At 70.0% G+C, this 20,287-nt stretch carries 16 protein-coding genes; 6 read left to right on the top strand and 10 right to left on the bottom strand.

What is annotated here, in order from left to right; genetic code table 11:
- The first annotated feature begins 17 nt into the window (after positions 1-17).
- A complete protein-coding gene (locus AC3A6R_RS16125; protein ID WP_487864885.1) occupies positions 18-3,197 on the top strand; it encodes an efflux RND transporter permease subunit in 3,180 nt (1,059 codons plus the stop codon).
- Between the two features lie 2 nt (positions 3,198-3,199).
- Here AC3A6R_RS16125 and AC3A6R_RS16120 read toward each other — a convergent pair whose 3' ends face one another.
- Complete coding sequence (locus AC3A6R_RS16120) at positions 3,200-3,949, bottom strand: SDR family oxidoreductase (protein ID WP_487864884.1); 750 nt, start codon at positions 3,947-3,949, stop codon at positions 3,200-3,202.
- 99 nt (positions 3,950-4,048) lie between these two features.
- Here AC3A6R_RS16120 and AC3A6R_RS16115 point away from each other — a divergent pair, with 99 nt between their 5' ends.
- Complete coding sequence (locus AC3A6R_RS16115) at positions 4,049-4,984, top strand: AraC family transcriptional regulator (RefSeq protein ID WP_487864883.1); 936 nt, start codon at positions 4,049-4,051, stop codon at positions 4,982-4,984.
- A gap of 16 nt (positions 4,985-5,000) precedes the next feature.
- Here AC3A6R_RS16115 and AC3A6R_RS16110 read toward each other — a convergent pair whose 3' ends face one another.
- The 7 genes from AC3A6R_RS16110 to AC3A6R_RS16080 all read right to left on the bottom strand — a co-directional run bounded on the left by AC3A6R_RS16110 (position 5,001) and on the right by AC3A6R_RS16080 (position 14,540).
- Positions 5,001-6,065, bottom strand: coding sequence for a phosphotransferase enzyme family protein (locus AC3A6R_RS16110; protein ID WP_487860278.1), 1,065 nt, complete (start codon positions 6,063-6,065; stop codon positions 5,001-5,003).
- Positions 6,066-6,286: 221 nt separating this feature from the next.
- The gene (fhuE, locus tag AC3A6R_RS16105) at positions 6,287-8,680 is read right to left on the bottom strand and encodes a ferric-rhodotorulic acid/ferric-coprogen receptor FhuE (protein ID WP_487864882.1); all 2,394 of its coding nucleotides are present in this window, start codon (positions 8,678-8,680) and stop codon (positions 6,287-6,289) included.
- Between the two features lie 119 nt (positions 8,681-8,799).
- Positions 8,800-9,798 carry a FecR domain-containing protein gene (locus tag AC3A6R_RS16100; RefSeq protein ID WP_487864965.1) on the bottom strand — a complete coding sequence of 333 codons (999 nt, stop codon included), beginning with the start codon at positions 9,796-9,798 and terminating at the stop codon, positions 8,800-8,802.
- Between the two features lie 14 nt (positions 9,799-9,812).
- Entirely contained in the window at positions 9,813-10,328 is a 516-nt protein-coding gene (locus AC3A6R_RS16095) for a sigma-70 family RNA polymerase sigma factor (protein WP_487864881.1), read from the bottom strand.
- A gap of 84 nt (positions 10,329-10,412) precedes the next feature.
- Positions 10,413-12,893 carry a TonB-dependent siderophore receptor gene (locus AC3A6R_RS16090; RefSeq protein WP_487864880.1) on the bottom strand — a complete coding sequence of 827 codons (2,481 nt, stop codon included), beginning with the start codon at positions 12,891-12,893 and terminating at the stop codon, positions 10,413-10,415.
- Between the two features lie 95 nt (positions 12,894-12,988).
- Positions 12,989-13,966 carry a FecR domain-containing protein gene (locus tag AC3A6R_RS16085; protein ID WP_487864879.1) on the bottom strand — a complete coding sequence of 326 codons (978 nt, stop codon included), beginning with the start codon at positions 13,964-13,966 and terminating at the stop codon, positions 12,989-12,991.
- Between the two features lie 73 nt (positions 13,967-14,039).
- Positions 14,040-14,540 carry a sigma-70 family RNA polymerase sigma factor gene (locus tag AC3A6R_RS16080; RefSeq protein ID WP_487860283.1) on the bottom strand — a complete coding sequence of 167 codons (501 nt, stop codon included), beginning with the start codon at positions 14,538-14,540 and terminating at the stop codon, positions 14,040-14,042.
- A gap of 168 nt (positions 14,541-14,708) precedes the next feature.
- Between AC3A6R_RS16080 and AC3A6R_RS16075 the strand changes: the two genes are divergently transcribed.
- The 3 genes from AC3A6R_RS16075 to AC3A6R_RS16065 are packed head-to-tail and all read left to right on the top strand — an operon-like array spanning position 14,709 to position 16,955.
- The gene (locus tag AC3A6R_RS16075; RefSeq protein ID WP_487860284.1) at positions 14,709-15,002 is read left to right on the top strand and encodes a hypothetical protein; all 294 of its coding nucleotides are present in this window, start codon (positions 14,709-14,711) and stop codon (positions 15,000-15,002) included.
- Position 15,003: 1 nt separating this feature from the next.
- On the top strand, positions 15,004-16,641 hold the full coding sequence (locus AC3A6R_RS16070; protein ID WP_487864878.1) for a PepSY-associated TM helix domain-containing protein: 1,638 nt from the start codon (positions 15,004-15,006) through the stop codon (positions 16,639-16,641).
- Positions 16,638-16,955 (top strand): DUF3325 domain-containing protein, encoded by a 318-nt coding sequence (locus tag AC3A6R_RS16065; protein ID WP_487864877.1) that lies wholly within the window; start codon positions 16,638-16,640, stop codon positions 16,953-16,955. Before AC3A6R_RS16070 ends, AC3A6R_RS16065 begins: the two co-directional genes overlap by 4 nt.
- On the opposite strand, the gene AC3A6R_RS16060 is transcribed toward AC3A6R_RS16065, so the two are convergent.
- Together AC3A6R_RS16060 and AC3A6R_RS16055 are read right to left on the bottom strand one after the other, a co-directional pair.
- Positions 16,930-18,240 carry an FAD-dependent oxidoreductase gene (locus AC3A6R_RS16060; RefSeq protein WP_487864876.1) on the bottom strand — a complete coding sequence of 437 codons (1,311 nt, stop codon included), beginning with the start codon at positions 18,238-18,240 and terminating at the stop codon, positions 16,930-16,932. The genes AC3A6R_RS16065 and AC3A6R_RS16060 overlap by 26 nt on opposite strands.
- Positions 18,240-19,238 (bottom strand): Bug family tripartite tricarboxylate transporter substrate binding protein, encoded by a 999-nt coding sequence (locus AC3A6R_RS16055; protein WP_487864875.1) that lies wholly within the window; start codon positions 19,236-19,238, stop codon positions 18,240-18,242. Before AC3A6R_RS16055 ends, AC3A6R_RS16060 begins: the two co-directional genes overlap by 1 nt.
- A gap of 110 nt (positions 19,239-19,348) precedes the next feature.
- Between AC3A6R_RS16055 and AC3A6R_RS16050 the strand changes: the two genes are divergently transcribed.
- On the top strand, positions 19,349-20,242 hold the full coding sequence (locus tag AC3A6R_RS16050) for a LysR substrate-binding domain-containing protein (protein WP_487860289.1): 894 nt from the start codon (positions 19,349-19,351) through the stop codon (positions 20,240-20,242).
- Positions 20,243-20,287: the final 45 nt, after the last annotated feature.

The raw sequence follows: 20,287 nt of genomic DNA, 5'->3' as shown, positions 1-20,287 counted from the left end.
CACGGAACGAAGAACACATGTTCGAACGCATCATCACCTTCGCCATCGCGCAGCGTTGGCTGGTTCTGCTCGCGGTCGCCGCGATGGCGGGGCTCGGCGTCTACAGCTACCAGAAGCTGCCGATCGACGCCGTGCCCGATATCACCAACGTGCAGGTGCAGATCAACACCGAGGCGCCGGGCTACTCGCCGCTCGAGGCCGAGCAGCGCATCACCTATCCGATCGAGACCGTGATGGCCGGTCTGCCAGGCCTGCAGCAGACGCGCTCGCTGTCGCGCTACGGCCTGTCGCAAGTCACGGTGATCTTCGACGACGGCACCGACATCTACTTCGCGCGGCAGCTCGTCAACGAGCGCATCCAGTCGGCGCGCACGCAGATGCCGGACGGCGTCAGCCCGGCTATCGGGCCGATCTCGACCGGTCTCGGCGAGATCTACCTCTGGACCGTGGAGGCAGACGAGGGCGCGCGCAAGGCCGACGGCACGCCCTACACGCCGACCGACCTGCGCGAGGTGCAGGATTGGATCATCAAGCCGCAGCTGCGCAACGTGGCCGGCGTGACCGAGATCAACTCGATCGGCGGCTTCGAGAAGGAGTACCAGGTGGCGCCGAACCCGGAACGCCTGTCGTCCTACGGCCTCACCATGGCCGACGTGGTGAGCGCGCTCGAGCGCAACAATGCCAACGTGGGCGCGGGCTACATCGAGCGGCGCGGCGAACAGTACCTGATCCGTACGCCGGGCCAGGCCCGCGGCATCGAGGACCTGAACAACATCATCCTGGGCAATGTCGGCGGCGTCGCGATCCGCGTGCGCGACGTGGCCGAGGTCGGCATTGGCCGCGAGCTGCGCACCGGCGCGGCGACCGACAACGGCCGCGAAGTCGTGCTCGGCACGGTGTTCATGCTGATCGGGCAGAACAGCCGCTCGGTGTCGCAGGCGGTCGACCGCAAGATGCAGGAGATCAACCGCACGCTGCCCGCGGGGGTGAAGGCGGTCACGGTGTACGACCGCACGGTGCTCGTCGACAAGGCGATCGACACGGTCAAGAAGAACCTGCTCGAAGGCGCGGTGCTGGTGATCGCCGTGCTGTTTTTGTTTCTCGGCAACATCCGCGCCGCGCTCATCACCGCGATGGTGATTCCCCTGTCGATGCTGTTCACCTTCAGTGGCATGGTGAGCCAGAAGGTCAGCGCCAACCTCATGAGCCTGGGCGCGCTCGACTTCGGCATCATCGTGGACGGGGCGGTGGTGATCGTGGAGAACTGCGTGCGGCGGCTCGCGCATGCGCAGGCCCATGCCGGGCGCGCGCTGACGCGGCGCGAACGCTTCCACGAGGTGTTTGCCGCGGCGCAGGAAGCGCGCCGGCCGCTGCTCTACGGGCAGCTGATCATCATGATCGTGTACCTGCCGATCTTTGCGCTCACCGGCGTCGAAGGAAAGATGTTCCACCCGATGGCGTTCACCGTGGTGGTCGCCCTGCTCGGCGCGATGATCCTCTCGATCACCTTCATTCCTGCGGCGGTCGCCCTCTTCATTGGCCACAAGGTGGCCGAGAAGGAGAACCGGCTCATGCAATGGGCACGCCGCGCGTACGCGCCGCTGCTCGACCGCGCGATGAATGCCAGGCCGGTCGTGGTCGCCTTCGCGATCGTGGCGGTGGTGCTGTCGGGCCTGGTCGCCACGCGGCTGGGCAGCGAGTTCGTGCCGAGCCTCAACGAAGGCGACTTCGCGGTGCAGGCGCTTCGCATCCCGGGCACCAGCCTGAGCCAGTCGGTCGAGATGCAGATGCAGCTCGAGCGCAGGCTCAAGGAGCGATTTCCCGAAATCGACCGCGTGTTTGCGCGCACGGGCACGGCCGAGATCGCTTCCGACCCGATGCCGCCGAACATCTCCGACGCCTACGTGATGCTCAAGCCGATGGACCAGTGGCCCACCCCGCGCAAGACGCGCGATGAACTGCTGGCCGCGGTGCAGGAGGAGCTGGCCGCGCTGCCCGGCAACAGCTACGAACTCTCGCAGCCGATCCAGCTGCGCTTCAACGAGCTGATCTCGGGCGTGCGCAGCGACGTGGCCGTCAAGGTCTTCGGCGATGACATGGAGGTGCTGAACGACACGGCCAACGCGATCGCCGGCGTGCTCGGCACGGTGAGCGGTGCGGCCGAAGTCAAGGTCGAGCAGACCACGGGGCTTCCGATGCTGACCGTGGACATCGACCGCGGCAAGGCGGCGCGTTACGGGCTCAACATCTCGGACATCCAGGACACCGTGTCGATCGCCGTGGGCGGACGCGAGGCCGGCACGCTGTTCGAGGGCGACCGGCGCTTCGACATCCTGGTGCGGCTGCCAGAGGCGCTGCGCGGCGACATCGCGGCCATCCAGCGCCTGCCGCTGGCACTGCCGCGTTCGGGCGATGCGGGGGGCGGGGCCAAGACCCACTTCATCCCGCTCGGCGAAGTCGCCACGCTGCGGCTCGCGCCCGGTCCGAACCAGGTCAGCCGTGAAGACGGCAAGCGCCGCGTGGTGGTGAGCGCCAATGTGCGCGGGCGCGACCTGGGCTCGTTCGTGAGCGAGGCCGGGGAGGCGATCCAACAGAAGGTCAAGGTGCCGCCGGGCTACTGGACCACCTGGGGCGGCCAGTTCGAGAACCTGCAGTCGGCCACGCGCCGGCTGCAGGTGGTGGTGCCGGTGTCGCTCCTGCTGGTCTTCATGCTGCTGTTCGCGATGTTCGGCAACGTGCGCGACGGATTGCTCGTGTTCACGGGAATCCCGTTCGCGCTCACGGGCGGCATCGTGGCGCTCTGGATGCGCGGCATTCCGCTCTCGATCTCGGCCGCGGTCGGCTTCATTGCGCTGTCTGGCGTGGCGGTGCTGAACGGGCTGGTGATGATCTCGTTCATCCGCAACCTGCGCGAAGGCGGCATGCCGCTCGACGCGGCGATCCGCGAAGGCGCGCTCACGCGGCTGCGGCCCGTGCTGATGACCGCGCTCGTGGCGTCGCTCGGCTTCGTGCCGATGGCCATCGCCACGGGCACCGGTGCCGAGGTACAGCGCCCGCTGGCCACCGTGGTGATCGGCGGCATTCTTTCGTCGACCGCGCTGACGCTCTTCGTGCTGCCGATCCTCTACCGCATGGTGCACCGGCGCGCCGAGGAGGCGGAAGAAGCGCTCGCCGAGCCGGACGCCGCCGCGGGCTGAACTCAGGCACCCGCCGCGAGCGCAAGGGCGTCGGCGCCGGCCGGGAAGTGCAGGCGGTCACCAGGGTCGGTGGCCGCCTGCCAGACGGCCTCGGCGACGTCCGCTTCGGTGGTCACGGCCGGCATCGTCGTTAACATCTCGAAGACCGACTGCGCGAAGGGTGCATAGGCTTCGGTCACCAGCCCCTGCATGCGCGCCTCGCCGTTGGCGGCGAAACGCGTGGTCGGCGCATAGCCGGGTTCGACGAGCTTCACGCGAATGCCGAAGCCCGCGAGCTCGTGCGCGAGCGAGGCGGTGAAGCCCTGGATCGCCGTCTTGCTGGCGGTGTACGTGGCCACGAGTGGCATCGGCGCCAGCGTGGCGCTCGATGTCACGTTCACCACCACGCCGCGCCGGCGCTCGCGAAAGGCGGGCAGCACCGCCTGCGTCATCGCCATCACGCCGAAGGTGTTGGTCTCGAAGAGCTCGCGTACCGTGGCCATCGGCGTGGCCTCGAATGCGCCGAAGAGGCCGATGCCCGCGTTGTTGACGAGCACGTCGATGGGCCCGGCCGCTTCGAGTGCGGCTGCGATGCTCGCGGGCTGCGTGACATCGAGCGGCAGCACGCGCATGCGCGGCGAGTCGGGCAGAAGATCGCCGCGCGGCGTGCGCATGGTGGCGACGACGTGCCAGCCCATGGCATGGAAATGGCGGGCGGTCTGCAGGCCGTAGCCGGACGAGCAGCCGGTGATCAGGACGGTGGCGGTGTTCATGGTGTTCCTTGCTGGTGGTGTGTGAAGCCTCGACGATAGAAGGACCGGGACGGACTTTCTACAATCGGGAGTCCACATTCCATTGGCAGGAGTCCAGGCATGACCGTCGATCCGTTGGCCGAGGTGATCGCCATCCTCCAGCCGCGCGCCGTTTTTTCGAAGGTGATCAGTGGCGCCGGACGGTGGGGCGTGCGCTATTCGGCCTTCGAGCAACCCAGTTTCTGCACCATGCTCGAAGGCAGCTGCCTGCTCGCGCTCGATGGGCACGCGCCGATCACGCTCGCGGCCGGCGACTTCGTCCTGCTGCCCGCAACGCCCGGCTTCACCATGACCAGCCTCGCGCCGGGCCCCGCCGTCGCCATCGATGCGCTGGCCGCCGCGGCCGGCAGCAACAACAGCGGCGGCGCCGGCGAGGTCCGGCATGGCACGCGCACCGGCCGCGCGGAGGTGCGGATGCTCGGCGGCCACTTCGCGTTCGGATCGCCCGACGCCGCCATGCTGGTGTCGTTGCTGCCGGCCGTGCTGCATGTGCGGGGCTCGGAGCGGCTGCCGCTGCTGGTTCGCCTGGTGCGCGACGAATCGCTCGAGCGGCGGGCCGGCCGCGAACTGGTGCTCACGCGTCTCGTCGAGCTGCTGCTGATCGAGGCGCTGCGCACCGCGCCCGGCGACGCGGCGCCGCCGGGCCTGCTGCGCGGCCTGGCCGACGCACGGCTGGCTGCCGCGTTCCGGCAGATGCACGGCCATCCGGGCCGCGCATGGACGGTGGCGCAGCTCGCCCGCAAGAGCGCACTCTCACGCTCGGCCTTCTTCGACCGTTTCACGCGCGCGGTCGGCATGCCGCCGATGGAATACCTGCTGTCGTGGCGCATGGCGCTCGCCAAGAACCTGCTGCATCGCGACGGCCTGGCAATCGCGCAGGTGGCGGAGCGCGTGGGGTACGGCTCGGCCAGCACCTTCAGCACCGCGTTCAGTCGCCATGTGGGGCAACCGCCGGGGCTGTATGCACGGGTGGGCGAAGAGGCGCTTCGCGCCTGAGGGCCGAGGCAGCCCCTCAGGCGCGCAGGTCCAGCCCCCGCCACGCCTCGAACATCTCGACCTGCTTGTGCAGCCAGTCCGCAGGCGCCGAGTTCGTGCCCCAGTGGTGCAGCCGTCCGGCGGCTTCGCCGATGTTCCACAGGTGCCGAAGCTGCACGAAGAGCGGCAGCGCCGCGATGTCGCGCTCGCTGACTTCGCCGCCGCCCACGCGGTAGCCGCGCAGGTAGTGCGTCCAGCGCTCGCGCAGCACATCGTCGGGTTCCTTAAGGTTCTTGCGCATCAGGTGCGACCATGGAAGCACTCCGAGCTCGTACGCGAGAAAGCCAGGGCCCGCATCGTCGAAGTCGAAGAACACCGACCGCGCGGTGCCGGCCGCGTCGGTGTACACATGGTTGTTGAAGCCGTGCGTGTCGCCATGGCAGATCACGCGCGTCAGTCCGCCCTCGACCGCGGCGAGCTCGTCGACGAGGCGGTGCGTCAGGCTGCGGTACGCATCGAACAGCGCGGCATCGAGTTCCGGATGCGTCCGGAGGTGGACCAGGGTCCTGCCCGCCAGATGGTGGCCGTCGATCGTGTAGCGGCTGGGCGGGCCCGCGTAGTCGCGCGCTGCCTCGTGGATGTGGGCCAGGGTGCGGGCCGTCAGTTCGTAGTCGGCGAGCGAGTCGGGCGTGGTGCCTTCGGCATGGTGGAACAGGGCCAGTGCGCGCGGTCCTTCGGGAAACCGCAGCCGGATGTGCGTGCGCCCGTCCGCCGTCGGCACCGGCGCCGCCACGCCCGCGCCCTTGGCCGCCAGGTGGGCGAGCAGCGCGAGTTCGAAGTCGATGTTGAAGTCGCCGCGCGGACGGATCGAGTACAGGCGCGCCACGTAGCGGGTGCCGTCGATCGAATGCAGCGCGTAGTTGTCGTTCAGGCCGCGGCGGATCAGGTGGCACTGCCGCACGGCGATGCCGTGGTGCTGCGTCACCCATCGCACCACCGAGGCATGCGCGGCGGTGGTGTGGGTGGCGACGAGATCGGGGTCGTGGTCCCAGGTCTTGATTGGCGTGTCGACCACCTCACGCATCAGCGGCCGTCGGTGCATGGCAGGCGACGCACAGCCTGTTCGCTTCGGGTTCGCGAACGGATGCGCCGTGGTAGTCGTGGGGGTGGTGCGGGCGAAGGCCTGAAAAGCACAGGCTGCGGTCGAAATCGCTGACGCCGAGGAAGACATGGGAAAACATTCGGGGTCCTTGGTTACACCCCCATTGTCTCAGTGCCGACCTGCGCAGGCATCGGCGGGCCGCCAGCCGACGCCGCGCGCACTCAGAACTTGTAGCTCAGCGTCGCCACCGCGTTGCGCGGCGTGCCGAAGAACGCCTGTCCGTCGATGTTGCTGTAGTAGCGCTTGTCGAGCAGGTTCTCGATGTTGAGCTGCAGCGACAGCTGCGGCGAGAACGCATAGCGCGCCATCAGGCTCACGACCGCGCGCGAGCCTTGGGTGTAGCGCATGTCGACGCCGCCCACGCTGTACGGGTGGTACACGCGGTTCTGCCAGTTGACGCCGCCGCCGACGGTGAGCCGGTGCCAGGCGCCCGGCAGGCGGTAGCTGGTGAAGAGCGTGGCCTGCGTGGTCGGCATGGTGGGGTTGATCCGGTCGCCGCTGCCGTCGCGGCCGAGCGTGCGTGCGATGCCGCCGTTCAGCTGCCAGCCTTCGGCCAGCTCGCCGGACACCTGCAGCTCGATGCCCTTGCTCGTCACGCCGCGCGCGCCGTAGTAGGCGCCTTCGGTCGAATTGGGCACGAGCCGGGTGCCGTCGCGCTGTGCGACGTTCTCCTGCTCGGCGCGGAAGATGGCGATCGATGTGTTGAGCTTGCCGTTCAGGTGCTCGCCCTTGATGCCGACCTCGTAGCTGCGGCCGGTGACCGGGTCGAGGTAGGCGCCGCTCGCGTCGCGGTAGTTCTGCGGCTGGAAGATGTCGGTGTAGCTCGCATACAGCGAGACGCTCTCGTTCAGGTCGTACACCAGGCCCGCATAGGGCGTGAACACCTCGTGGCGGCGCGTGGCGCGGTCGTCGTCCGAGAGGCGGTGCGAGCGCCAGTTGTTCTGCCGGCCGCCCACGATGAGCTTGAGCGAATCGGCCAGCGACAGGCGCGCGGCGCCGTAGTAGCCGGTCTGGCGCGTCTTGTTGACGGCTGTCACGTCGAGCGCGCCCCAGCTCGGCTCGGCGTATGCGCCGTTCCAGAGATAGAAATTGCCGGTGCTGGGCAGCGGGCTGTTGCGCGCATGGTTGGCCTCTTCGTAGCGCGAGACGCTGTGCGTGATGCCCACCACGAGTTCGTGCTGCCTGCCGAGCAGCCGGAACGGGCCGGTCGCTTGCAGGTCGAGGCTGTTCTGTCGGAACGCATGCTCGAAGTAGCCGGGCAGCGAGCCCAGGCCGGTGCCGCTCAGGCGGTCGAGCCCGCCGAAGAGGTACAGCAGCTTGGCGTTCTGCTTGCTGTCGCGATGCGACGCGTTGGCCTTGAGCGCCCACCCGTTGTCGAGCCGGTGCGCCAGATTCGCGAACGCCGTGGTGCTGGTCGTGTCCCAGTGCGTCCACGGCGTGCCGATGGTCTTGCCCGCATCCCAGCGCGTCGGGCCGCCGTCGGCAAAGGTCAGCGGCAGGCCGCCCCAGGTCGACGAGGTGGGCCGGTTGGCTTGCGAGTCGATGCCCACGCTCAGCGTCGTGTCGGGCGAAAGATCGGCGTCGACCACGCCGTAGAGCACGTGCTTGCGCCCGTGGTACATGTCGATGAACGAATCGCGGTCTTCCGTCATGCCGATGAAGCGCGCACGCACGCGGCCGTCGGCCGTCACCGGTGTCGAGAGATCGACCGTGGCGCGGCGCAGGTTCCACGAGCCCAGCGCGAGCGACGCGGTGCCCGCGAACACGCGGCTGTCGGCATGCTTGCGCACCAGGTTGACCGAGGCCGACGGATTGCCCGCGCCGGTCAGCAAACCGGTGGAGCCGCGCACCACCTCGATGCGGTCGTACAGCACCGGGTCATTGGTCGAGGCGCCGAAGAAGTCGGTCGTGACGTTGGTCGGCACGCCGTCGTACTGGTAGTTGTCGATGTAGAAGCCGCGCGCGTAAAGATCGGTGCGGTCGCTGTCGGAGCTCACCGAGAAGACGCCGGGAACGCTCTTCATCGCCTGGCCCAGCGACAGCAGGTTCTGGTCGTCGATCTGCTGGCGCGTGATGACGGTCACCGATTGCGGCGTTTGCCGCAGCGAGAGCGCGAGCCCGGTGGCGGCGGCCGTGGCGGGCGTGGTGTAGGCGCCGGTGCCTTCGGTGGTGCCGCTGCGGTCGGCCTCGGCCAGGACGGTGATCGGCGCCAGCGTGGCGATGCCCGCAGCGCTGCCGTCCGCACCGCTGCGGCTCAGCGTGTAGCTGCCGTCGCTGCGCAAGGCGAGCTGCAGGCCGCTGCCGGCGAGCAGCCGCTCGGCGGCCTCGCGCGCGGTGTAGCGGCCCGACACCGCCGGGCTGCTTCGGCCCTGCGTGAGCGCCGGGTCGAACGACAGCGTGATGCCGCTGCCCGCCGCGAAGCTGGACAGGGTGCGGCCGAGTGGGCCGGCGGGAATGTTCCAGCTGCGGGGCGAGGCCGCGTCGAGCGTCGCTTCGCCGGCCGCGAAGGCGGGCATGCCCGCGCCCGCGAGCCCGCCGAGGGCGAGCGCCAGCACGGCCTGGCGAAGGGCGGAAAGGGCGCAAGGAGAAGGAGGAAGAGAAAGTGGCATGTCGTTCGGACCGGTGGAAGAAGGAGGCGTGTTCACTCCCTTGCCAGCCGAAACGAAAAAAAGTCTCACCCCGCCGCGGAAATATTTTTTCGAGCCGGTCCCGGCACCAGCATGACCCAGTGCCCGCGCAGGCGGCTCACCGCGTCCACCGGATAGGTCGACACCAGCATGCGCAGCACGCGGTCGGTGTCGTCGAGGGGAAACGCGCCCGAGATGCGCAGGTCGGCCACGGCCGCGTCGCACTGCAGCAGGCCGGGCCGGTGGCGCGACAGCTCGGCCGCGAACTCGGCCAGGCGCATGCCGTCGGCCGTCAGCATGCCTTGCGCCCAGGCCGCGTCGGCCGCATCGGCCGGCGTGAAATCGCCGATGCGCTCGGCCGTGAAGCGCGCCTGCTGCGGCGCCGCGAGCACGCGCGATGCGGCCCGGTGCGGCGCAATGCGCACCGCGCCTTCGAACACCGCGATGCGTGTCGCGCCGCCGTCGTCGTCGCCGGTGCGCACGCTGAAGCGGGTGCCCAGCGCTTCCATTACGCCGCTTTGGGTCGCCACGCGGAACGGCCGGTGCACGGCTGTGCTGGTGTCGGGCGCGGTCGCGACCAGGATCTCGCCCGTGCGCAGCACCAGCAGGCGCTCGGCCGCGTCGAAGCGCACGTCGATCGCGCTCGCGGTGCCGAGCGTCACGCTGCTGCCGTCGGCCAGGCGCAGCACGCGGCGTTCGCCGGTCGCGGTCCGGTGCTCGGCGGTCCAGCCGCGCTCGGTGGCGAGTTTCCAGCCGAGCCAGCCTGCGGGCACGGCCGCCGCCAGCGCGGCCAGCCGACCGACCGCGGCGCGCCGTCCGCCGTGCCGGCGTTCGGTCCGCGCCAGCGACGGCATCGCGAGCGACGAGGGCAGGGCGCCGAGCTTGTTCATCAGCAGCTCGGCGCGGGCCCAGGCGCGGGCGTGATCGGGGTGGCTCTGGCGCCAGCGCTCGCAGGCGCGGCGGTCGTCGTCGGAGGCGGCGCTGTCGTTCAGCCGCATCAGCCATTCGGCGGCCTCGTCGAGCACGCGCGGCGCGAGTGCGTCCATGCCGTTCACGCCGCTCAGCCTTCCATCAGCGCCAGGCAGCCGCGAAAGCCCTGCTGCATGTAGCGCTTCACCGTGGCGAGCGACAGGCCCAGTTCGCGTGCGATGTCCTCGTACTTCCAGCCATCGATCTGCGACAGCAAAAATGCGCGGCGCGCGGCCGGCTTGAGCGCATCAAGCATGGCATCGATCTCGTGCAGCGTCTGCAGGATCGCCAGGCGCTGCTCGGGCGAAGGTGCCTCGGGCTCGGGCATCGCGGCCAGCGCCTCGAGGTATGCGCGCTCGAGCGCCTGGCGCTGGTACCAGTTGACGAGGATGTTCTTGGCCACGCTCGTGAGGTAGGCGCGCGGCTGCACGATCACTTCGGGATGGCGTGCGGTGAGCAGGCGCGTGAAGGTGTCCTGCGCCAGGTCGGCCGCATCGCTCGGATTGCCGAGCTTTCGGCGCAGCCACGACTGCAGCCAGCCGTGATGGTCGCTGTAGAGGGTGCGGACTTGCGGGTGGGCAGCTTGGACGGCTTGGGCGGCGGGCATGGCTTGCGGCACGCCGGCCGGGCCGACGTTGTCAAATAAGAAGCATTCTCATTCTAGCCGGCCCTGCCCACGGCTGGCAGCCGCCTAGAACTTCCCGCGCAAAGTCACCATCGCGCTGCGCGGCTCGCCATAGACGTTGCCCCATGCCGGCGCGCCGATGGTCTGGTAGTAGGTCTTGTCGAACAGGTTGCTCACGTTCAGCGCGGCCGACCAGTTGCGGTTGATCTGGTAGCCGATGCGCGCGCCCCAGACCGCGTAGGAGGTCTGCTCGAGCGTGATCGCGCCCGTGGTGCGCGAGCTTGCGGTCTGGAAGTTGACGCCGCCGCCCACGGTCCACGCGTTGAGCGCGCCGGGCAGGCGGTAGTCGGTCCACAGGCGCAGCATGTGCTTCGGCGAATAGGTGCTGGCAAAGTCGATGCCGGCGTTCGCGGTGTCGTTCAGGTACCTGAATTCGTTGAAGGTGTAGCCCGCGAACACCTGCCAGCCGCGCGCCACCTCGCCGCTGATTTCCGCGTCGAAGCCCTGGCTGCGCACCTTGCCGGTGGACACGTAGCAGTAGGTGCTGCGCGAGCAGACGTTGGTCAGGTCTTCCTGGGCGCGGTTGTTCTGGTCCACGCGAAACAGCGCCAGCGACGCATTGACCTTGCCGTCCATCAGCTCGCCCTTCAGGCCCAGTTCGTAGTTGCGGCCCTTCACCGGCGGCAGCATGTCGCCGGCGGCGGTCACCGCGTTCTGCGGCTGGAAGATGTCGGCGTAGCTTGCATACGCCGACCACTGCGGGTTCAGCGCGTAGACCAGGCCGCCGTAGGGCGTGAGGACGCCGCTCTCGCGGTACGGATCGACAATTGCCTCGCCGGTCATGCGGTCGCGTTCGTTGGCCCGGTAGCGCGTGACGCGGGCGCCGAGCACCAGCGTCAGCGGATCGCTGAGGCTCAGGCGCGCCACGCCGTAGGCGCCCGACTGCGTGATGCGCGTGTCGGTGTCGCCGCCGCGGTAGCGGTTCGCCAGGAAGGTGGCGCGGCTCGGCTCGGGAATGGCCGAGACCGGCGCGAAGACGTTGTTGGCGACGCCGGGCAACTGGATCAGCGAGAAGTCGCTGTGGTTGCGCATGCGGGCGGTGTTGGCGCCGAAGTTCACCGAGTGCTTGCGGCCGAAGGCCTCGAACTTGCCGTCGACGGCAACGTCGAGCGTCTTGTTGTCGGTCTCGAAATCGAACAGCCCGGCGTACATCACGTTGCCCTTCAGGGTCGCCGGGTTGACGGCCCCGAGCGCGAAGGCGTACTTGATGTCCTGCGCCTCGCGCACGTAGCCCGCCGTGACCTTGAGCGACCAGTCGGCATTGAAGCGGTGCGCGAGTTCGGCGAATGCCGAGGTCTGCGCGCTTTCCCAGCGGTTCCAATCGGCCGCCAGCGAGGTCGAGCGGCGCAGGCGCAGGTCGGCGCCGTCGCTGTAGCGCGGCAGGCCCTGGAAGAACGGCCGCGCGCGCAGCGTCTCGTGGCTGGCGCCGACGGTGAGCAGCGTCTGCGGGCCGAGGTCGGCCTCGAGCACGGCATACAGCACGCCGTTGCGGCTCTTCGCGTGGTCGTAGAAATAGTCGCGGTCGTTGGCACTGCCGACGACGCGGCCGCGCAGCGTGCCTGCTTCGTTCAACGGGCCGCTCGCATCGACCTCGGCGCGGTAGTTGTTCCATGAGCCCGCGCCGGCCGACACCTGAAGTTGCTTGTCAGCCGTCGGGCGCTTGCGCACCAGGTTGATGGTGGCGCTCGGCGAACCGGCGCCTTGCAGCAGGCCGGTGGCGCCGCGCACCACCTCCACGCGGTCCAGCGTGGCGGCATTGCTCGTGAAGCTGTTGGCCTGCGGATAGTAGAAGGCGCGGTTCACGCCGTCGTACTGGTAGGTGTCGACGCGAAAGCCGCGCGAATAGACATAGCGCCCGCCCATCGGGCTGTCGTACATCGTGATGCCCGTCGACTGGGCCAGCACGTCGTCGATGGTGTTCAGGTTCTGGTCGTCCATCTTCTGGCGCGTGACCACCGTGACCGACTGCGGGATCTCCTTGAGCGTCTGCTCGCCCTTGCCCACGGTCACGCGGCGGCTCGCATACGAGCCCGAGCCCTCGGTGACCGCGCTGCGCTCGGCCTGCGCCGTGACGCGCACTTCGCTGAGCATCGGTGCGCCCGCGCCCGCCGATGCGGCGGAGGGGCTCGCGCCGGCCGCCTGCTGCTGGCGCAGCGTGTAGCCGCCGCCTTCGCGCGGCACCGCTTCGAGGCCCGTTCCCGCGAGCAGGCGGGCGAAGCCTTCGTCCACCGCATGGCTGCCGCGCAGGCCACCGGTGCGGCGGCCGTCGGTCAGCGACGGGTCGAACGAGAGCGTGACGCCAGCCTGCGCGGCAAAGCGCGACAGCGCTGGGCCCAGTGCGCCCGCGGGAATGTCATGGGCCGCGACGGCTGCGCCGGCGGGCGGGTTCGCCTGCGCTGCGGCCGTGCCGCCCGAAGCGGCGAGCGCGATGGCCAGGCAGAGGGAAGATGGGCGCAGGGCTGCGTTGCGGGAAGAGGGCGTTGGCATGGTCGGTGGTGGTCCTGTTCTTGCCGCACTTGCAGTGCGGCTCCATGGCTTGCCCGACGAACCACCAAAAGGGGACAGGGCCGGCGGAAAAAATCTCAGGCCGGCGCCACCGTCACCCACCACCGCGTGCGCATGAGAACCTGCACCGGCAGCGTGCTCGCCACCATCGACAGCACGTAGTCGGTGTCGCGCAGCTGAAAGGCGCCGGAGATGCGCAGGTTCGCGACCTCCGGGCTGCAGTGCAGCAGCCCGGGCCGGTAGCGCGACAGCTCGGTGCAGAAGTCGGCCAGGCGCATGTTCTCGGCGTAGAGCACGCCCTGCGTCCAGGCCTGGCTCTCCGGGGACACCGCGGCGAGGGCCGAGGCGCCCTGGCCGCTCAGCACGGTCTGCTGGCCGGCGGCCACCACCGCGGCCGGCGACGAGGCACCTCGCAGGGTGACCTCGACGGCGCCTTCGGTGACGGCCAGCCGCACGGCAGGCCCGTGCGTTGCCGCGGTCTCCGCGTCGTCCTGCCGCACGGTGAAGCGCGTGCCCAGCGCGCGAAGCCGGCCCTGCACCGTCTCGACGACGAACGGCCGCGCATCGGCGGCGGTGCTGACCCTGATCGCGCCGGCTCGCAGTTGCACCGTGCGCTGCAGACCGTCGATGCGCACGTCGATCGCGCTGCCGGTGTCGAGCAGCACGCGGCTGCCGTCGACCAGGTGCACCTCGCGCCGTTCGCCGGTGGCGGTGGCGTGGTCGGAAGTCCAGCTGTCCCACGGCGCGAGGCGCCAGCCGAGCCAGGCGGCCGGCGCGGCCGTGGTCACGAGGGCCAGCGTGCGCAGCGCGGCCCGTCGGTTGCCGCGGGCCTGCCGCGCGAGCACCGGCACGCCAACCGCAGCGGGCACGGCACCGAACTTCTGCGACAGGCGCTCGGCGCGCCGCCATGCGTGCTCGTGGGCCGGGTCCGCATGGCGCCAGGCCGCGCAGGCGGCGTGGTCCGCTGCGCCGGCCTGGCCCGAGTGCAGTCGCACCAGCCACTGCGCGGCCTCGCGCAGCACCGCGGCGTCCGGCACCGGCGGCAAGGCGCTCACGGGTGCACCCTTGGCGCTGCGCGCCTTCCCGCCAAGCGGGAGCAAGCTTGCTTGGGGCGGCCCGGCGCGGCGCTCACTCGACCAGCGCCAGACAACGCTCGAAGCCCAGCGCCATGTGGCGCTTGACGGTGCGTTCGCTGATGCCCAGGCGCTCGGCGATCTGCGCGTAGGTCAGCCCCTCGAGCTGCGACAGCACGAAGGCCTCGCGCGCCTTGGGCGGCAAGCCGTCGAGCATCGCGTCGATCTCGTCGAGCGTCTGCAGCAGCTGCAGGCGGTCTTCGGGCGACAGCGCCAGCGCCTCGGGCATCAGCGCGAGCGCCTCGAGGTAGGCGCGCTCCAGGGCCTGCCGGCGCCAGTGCTCGCTGACCACGCCCTTGGCCAGCGTGGTCAGGTAGGCGCGCGGTTCGCGCAGCGTGGGCAGCACCTGCGGGCGCAGCAGCACGCGCACGAAGGTGTCTTGCGCCAGGTCGGCGGCGCTGTGCGTGCAGCCCAGGCGCCGGCGCAACCAGCTGCTGAGCCAGCCGTGGTGCTCGGTGTAGAGCGCCTGCATGGCGCGGGTGTCGGCGGGAGACATGAAGGAGGAAGAAGACGCCAATGCAATTGAGAACTAATCTCATTTTATAAGCATCGATGCCCGGCCGCGCCGCGCGGGCTTTTGGATGGCCCTTTTTTCGGCCTCGTTGCGCATGTAGGGGAGAGGTGCTTTTTTGTTGGCGCCTCGTCCGCCCACTCACCCCGCCCGATGCCTTCTTCCATCCTTGCCCATCCGGGCCTTGCCGTCCTTTCCCGCCTCGCGGCCGCTGTGCTCGGCGGCTATGCGCTGGCTGCCGCGCTGGCCGTGTTTGTGGGCGCGGTGCTGCCGTCCGCGCGCGCCGATGCGGTGCTGGCGGGCATGCAGCTCGGCTTTGTCGCTTATCCGCTTGCCGTGATCTGGGCTTTTTCGCCGGTGCCACTGGCCCGCATGTGGGCCGGCCTTCTCGTGCCGACTGCCGCGCTCGCAGCATGCGGCTGGCTGTGGCCGCGCCTGGGAGGCTGAGATGAGCAGTGCTGGCGAAGGCGGCTTCCGTCAGGCGCAGGCCTGGCTGCACACCTGGTGCGGGCTGTGGTTCTCGTGGCTGCTGTTCGCGGTGTTCCTCACCGGCACGCTGGCGGTGTTCGCCGAGCCGATCTCGCACTGGATGACGCCCGAGCACCATGCCGAGGAAGAGAAGGCGGCGGACACGCCGAACGGCACGGAGACCGGCCGCGCGCAGCGCCTTGCCTGGGGCGCGGCCTACATGGCCGAGCACCACCCGTCGGCGCCGATGTGGGAGATCTGGCCTTCGGATGCGCAGGGCGGCGGTGGGCTCTCCGTGTACTGGTTCGATGCCAGGCAGCAGTACGTGGCCGCCAAACTGGACCCGCGCACCGGCGCGCCGCTGGCCGCGCAGACGCAGACGCAGACGCACACGCCGACGCGCGACACCTTCGGCGGCCAACATTTCATCGACCTGCACTACGAACTGCATGCGGGCCGCATCGGCCTGTGGACCGTGGCCATCGCGACGCTGGCCATGTTGGTGGCGCTGGTCTCGGGCGTTGTCACGCACAGGCGCATCTTCAAGGACTTCTTCACCTTCCGGCCGAAGAAGGGCCAGCGCAGCTGGCTCGATGCGCACAACACCGCCGCGGTGCTCACGCTGCCCTTCCAGTTCATGATCGCCTATACCGGCATCGTCATTTCGGGCATGACCTTCCTGCCCGCGGGCAAGCTCGTGCACTACGGCAGCGACCCGGTCGCAGAGCGGCAGTTCGTCGCCGAAATGAACGGCGGCGGCCGGCCGGCGCCGAGCGGCAACGCGATGCCCGTGCCGGATCTCGAAGCCTTCGCCGCGCGCGGCCAGGCGCTCATGGGCCAGCCGGTGCGCGCGATCGTGATCGACCATCCCGGCGATGCCGCGGCACGCATCGGCGTCTACGGCTGGAACGGCGACGCCGACACGCTGCACCGGCTGAGCGGCACCACCGGCATGGCCATGTTCTCGGCCGCCACGGGCGAGACGCTGCAGGTGCGCCTGCCCGGCATGGCCGACGGCGGCGCCGCGGCGCGCGCGCAATCCGCAATGGGCGGCCTGCACAAGGCGACCTTCGGCGGCTGGGCCGTGAAGTGGCTCTACTTCGTTTGCGGACTGGCCGGTGCCGCGATGATGGCCACGGGCGCGATCCTGTTCATGGTCAAGCGCCGCGGCCGGCACGGCGGCGAGTTCGGCAGCGCCAGCGCGCGCGTCCATCGCTGGATCGAAGGGCTGAACGTGGCCGCGACCGCGGGGCTGGGCATCGCCTGCGCAGGCTACCTCTGGGGCAACCGGATGCTGCCGCTGGACCTGGCGCACCGCGCCGAATGGGAACTGGGCGTCTTCTTCGGGCTCTGGCTGCTCGCACTGTTCCATGCGCTGCTGCGCCGGCAGAGCGCTGCCTGGCGCGAGCAGCTCGCGCTGCTGGCGGGGTTGTGCCTGCTGCTGCCGCTGTTGAACTTCGCGACCACCGGCGACCACCTGCCCGCGCAATGGCTGCGCGGCGACTGGGAAAGCGCGGGGGTCGAGGCGGTGTCGCTGGCCTTCGGCCTGGCCGCCATGGGCGCCTTGCGTTTCATGCCCGGGCGCCGCGCGCAGGACACTGCGAAGGCATTGCCATGAGCACGCTCACTGCATCGCTGCTGGCGCTTGCGCTCGCCTTTGTCGGCATGGCGGCGCTGAGCTTTGGGATGGACCGTCACTTCGAGCAACTCACGCGTCGGCGCGACACGCCCCGCCTGCTGCGGGCGCTGCTGCGCGCGCTCGGCAGCCTGCTGATCGCTGCCGCGCTGGTGCCTTGCCTGCTTGCCTGGGGCGCCAGCGTGGGCATCGTCGTGTGGCTGTGTCTGCTGAGCGCGGGCGCGTTGGGCGTGACGGTGTTGCTGTCCTGCCTGCCGGGCCGCGCGCAGGTCAGGCCAGCTTCGCCCCCTCGCTGAGCAACTTCTCACGCAGTTCCCGCATCGGCACCCCGCGGACCTCGGCGCCGTGCGCCGCCGCCGCCATCGCCGCGGCCAGCCCGGCGGCATGGCCCACGGCCATCGAGATGGTCATGACGCGAATCGCCGCGTGCGCGCTGTGCGTGGCCGAGATGCCGCGCCCCACCACCAGCGCATTGTCGAAGCCGACCGGGATCAGGCTGCGGTAGGGGATCTGGTAGGCGTGGTCGTCGCCGAGGCCTTCGTACTGCAGTGCGCCGCCCGTGGCCGGGTGGATGTCGATCGGATAGGCGCCGGCCGCGATGGCATCGGGAAACTGCTCCGGCAACAGGAGTTCCTCGCTCGTCAGGATGTGGTCGCCGACGATGCGCCGGGTTTCGCGGACGCCGACCTGGGTGCCGAATGCGCGCAACTGGCCGTGCTCGCAGCCCGGCACGCATTGCCGAAGGTACTGCGCCGCCTTCCAGGCCTGCCTGCGGCCCTCGATCTCCGCGGCGCCCAGTGCCATCGCGTCCGTCGCGTCGATCCCGAGGCGGCTGATGTTGAACCAGGCATCGTCGCTGAACGGATCGCGGCTCGAATGCAGCGCAGCGCGCGCGAGCTGCCCGTCTTCGTAGCCGCGCGCGGCCAGGGCGGCCACCTCTTCGCGAGAGAGCGCGTCGAAACGCGCGAAGTCGATCGGCCCGAAGCGGAACATCATCGTGGCCGGCTGCAGCGCCTCGCCGGCCTCGAGTTCCTGGAAGGCGGCGCCCGCACGCTTCATCGCGTCGATGTCGCCCGACGCATCGACGAGCACCTGGCCTTGCAGCGCGACGACGCCGCTTTTCGTGAGCACGAGCAGGCCATCGACGCGGCGCCCCGTCACCACGACGTCGAGCACGCTCGCGTGCAGCAACGGGCGTACGCCGGCCTCGCGCACCATGTCGTCGAGCACCAGCTTGAGCACTTCGGGCGCGTACTCGACGCGGTCCATGCGGTGGCCCGTCGACATCGTGAAGGTCGCATGCGCGCCGGCACCCCCGTAGCGCGTCAGGCGTTCGACCACTTCATCGGCCAGCCCTGCGACCACGCGGCGTCCGTTGGCGGTCTGCCAGCTGTTGAACTGCGCGACGGCGCCGGCCGTGGCATTGCCGCCGAGGAAGCCGTAGCGCTCGACCAGCACGACCGACGCACCCGCGCGTGCCGCCGCGACCGCGGCCATGGCACCCGCCACGCCACCGCCGCAGACGATCACCTGCGCATCGATCGTGGCGGCGACGCGAAAACCGAGGGCGGTGCGGTCCATCACCGGTCCACCTTGATGCCGCGCGCCTGGATCACCTGCCGCCAGCGCGCCGCTTCTTCCTTCAGCAGCTGCGCCGTGGCATCCCGCGTGCGCACGACGGGCTCCAGGCCGCTGGCCGCAAAGCGTGTCTTCACGGTGTTGCTGGCGAGCGCCTGCGCGAGCAGGCCCTCGAGCCGCGCGAGGCCGTCTGGCGGGATGCTGCCCTTCGGCGCGACGATGGCCGCCCAGCCTTGCACCTCGAGGCTGGGCCGGCCCAACGAGCGCAAGGTCGGCACGCCGGGCAACTCGGCCACCGGCGCCGGCGCAGACACAGCCAGCGCGCGCAGCCGGCCCGACTTGATGTGCGCGATGACGCTCGGCAGGTTCAGGAACCCGCACGACACCAGCCCGCCGATCAGGTCGGGCAGCAGCGCGCTCTCGCCCTTGTAGGGCACGCTGGTGACCGCGGTCTGGGTCTCGAGCGCGAACAGCTCCGCCGTGAGATGCGCCAGCGTGCCGTTGCCGCTGTTGCCCGCGGTGAGCGCACCGGGGCTGGCCTTGGCCTGGGCCACGAGCTCGGCATAGCTGGTGATCGCCGACGTTGCCGGCACGACCAGCACCAGCGGCTGCGCCGACACCATGCCCACCGCATCGAAGTCTCGCGCCACGTCGTAGCTGATCGACGGGTTGAGCACCGGGTTGATCACCATGCTGTTGCTGCCCATCAGCAGTGTGTGCCCGTCCTTGCTTTGCGCGGCGGCCATCACCCCGATGGCGCTTCCGGCGCCGGGCTTGTTCTCGACGATCACGCTCTGGCCCAGCTTCGGCGCCAGCAGTTCGGCCAGGATGCGCGCCGAGCTGTCGGCGCCGCCGCCCGGCGCGAACGGCACGATGATGCGCACCGTCTTGCTCGGCCAGGCCTCTGCGGCCCAGCCCGGTCCTGCGTGCGCGAGGGCCGCGGCAAGCGCAATGGCCGACAGGGCGGTGCGTCGGTTCGGGCGGAAAAGCGATGTGTTCATCCGTGGTGTCTCCTTCATTGGTGTGATTCGGGCATCTTAGAAAGCGCCGCCCAAGCCAGCCAATACCAAGATCGGCCGCTCCCATAACATGAGGGTATGTGGAGGCTCCCATGAACCTGAGGCAAATCGAGGTGTTCCGCGCAGTGATGCTCGCGGGATCGGTCACCGATGCGGCGCGGCTGCTCCATGTGTCGCAGCCCGGCATCAGCCGCATGCTCGCGCACATCGAACTGCAGTCGGGCTTGAGGCTGTTCGAGCGGCGCAAGGGCCGGCTGCTGCCGACGCCCGAGGCGCAGGTGCTGCATGCCGAGGTCGCCGAGGTGTATGGCGGCATCCGCCGGGTGAGCGAGCTCGCCGAAGAGCTCAAGGCAGGCGCGAGGCTCTCGCTGCGCGTGCTCTGCAGCCCCAGCACGGCGCTCGTCGCGATGCCGCGCGCCGTGGCCAAGCTGGCGGGCGAGTATCCGGCGGCCAGGATCTTCATCGAGACGTTGCCCACGCGGGAGATGCTGGCGCGCCTGACCCACCGCGAAGCCGACCTCGCGATCTCGACGATCCCGACCGACAACGCCCTGCTGGCCTCGAAGGCCATCGGGAAGTGGCGCTTGGTCTGCGTGTTTCCGAAGGGCCATGCACTGTCGGCGAAACGCCTGCTGCACCCGCGCGACGTGCTTGCGGAGCGCCTGATCTCGTTCAGCCGCGACACGCCGCAGGGCCGCATCATCGACGACTGGTGCAGCAGCCGGAAGGTGAAGCCGGCGTCGTCGGTGGAGGTTCGCTCGGGCCAGATCGCCTGCGCGCTGGCCGCGAGCGGCGCGGGCGTCGCGATCGTCGACGACCTGACGGCGCACGCTTTCCGGAGCCAGGAACTGGACTTTCGCCCGATCGTCGGCAGTCCGACGCTCGGCATCTTCGCGCTCACGCACGCGGGTTTCGCAGGGTCGACGCTCGGCGACAGGATGGTCGCGCTCGCGGCGGCGTCGTTGAAGAACGCCGGCCGCGACTGAGGCGACTGCGCAGCGGTCTACTATTGCTGGGTCTTTCACAAGGAT

The sequence above is a fragment of the Variovorax sp. Soil_C_19 genome (genome assembly GCF_057657255.1).
Note: the sequence above shows the minus strand (reverse complement) of the source record. Positions and strands in the feature narration are given on the sequence as shown.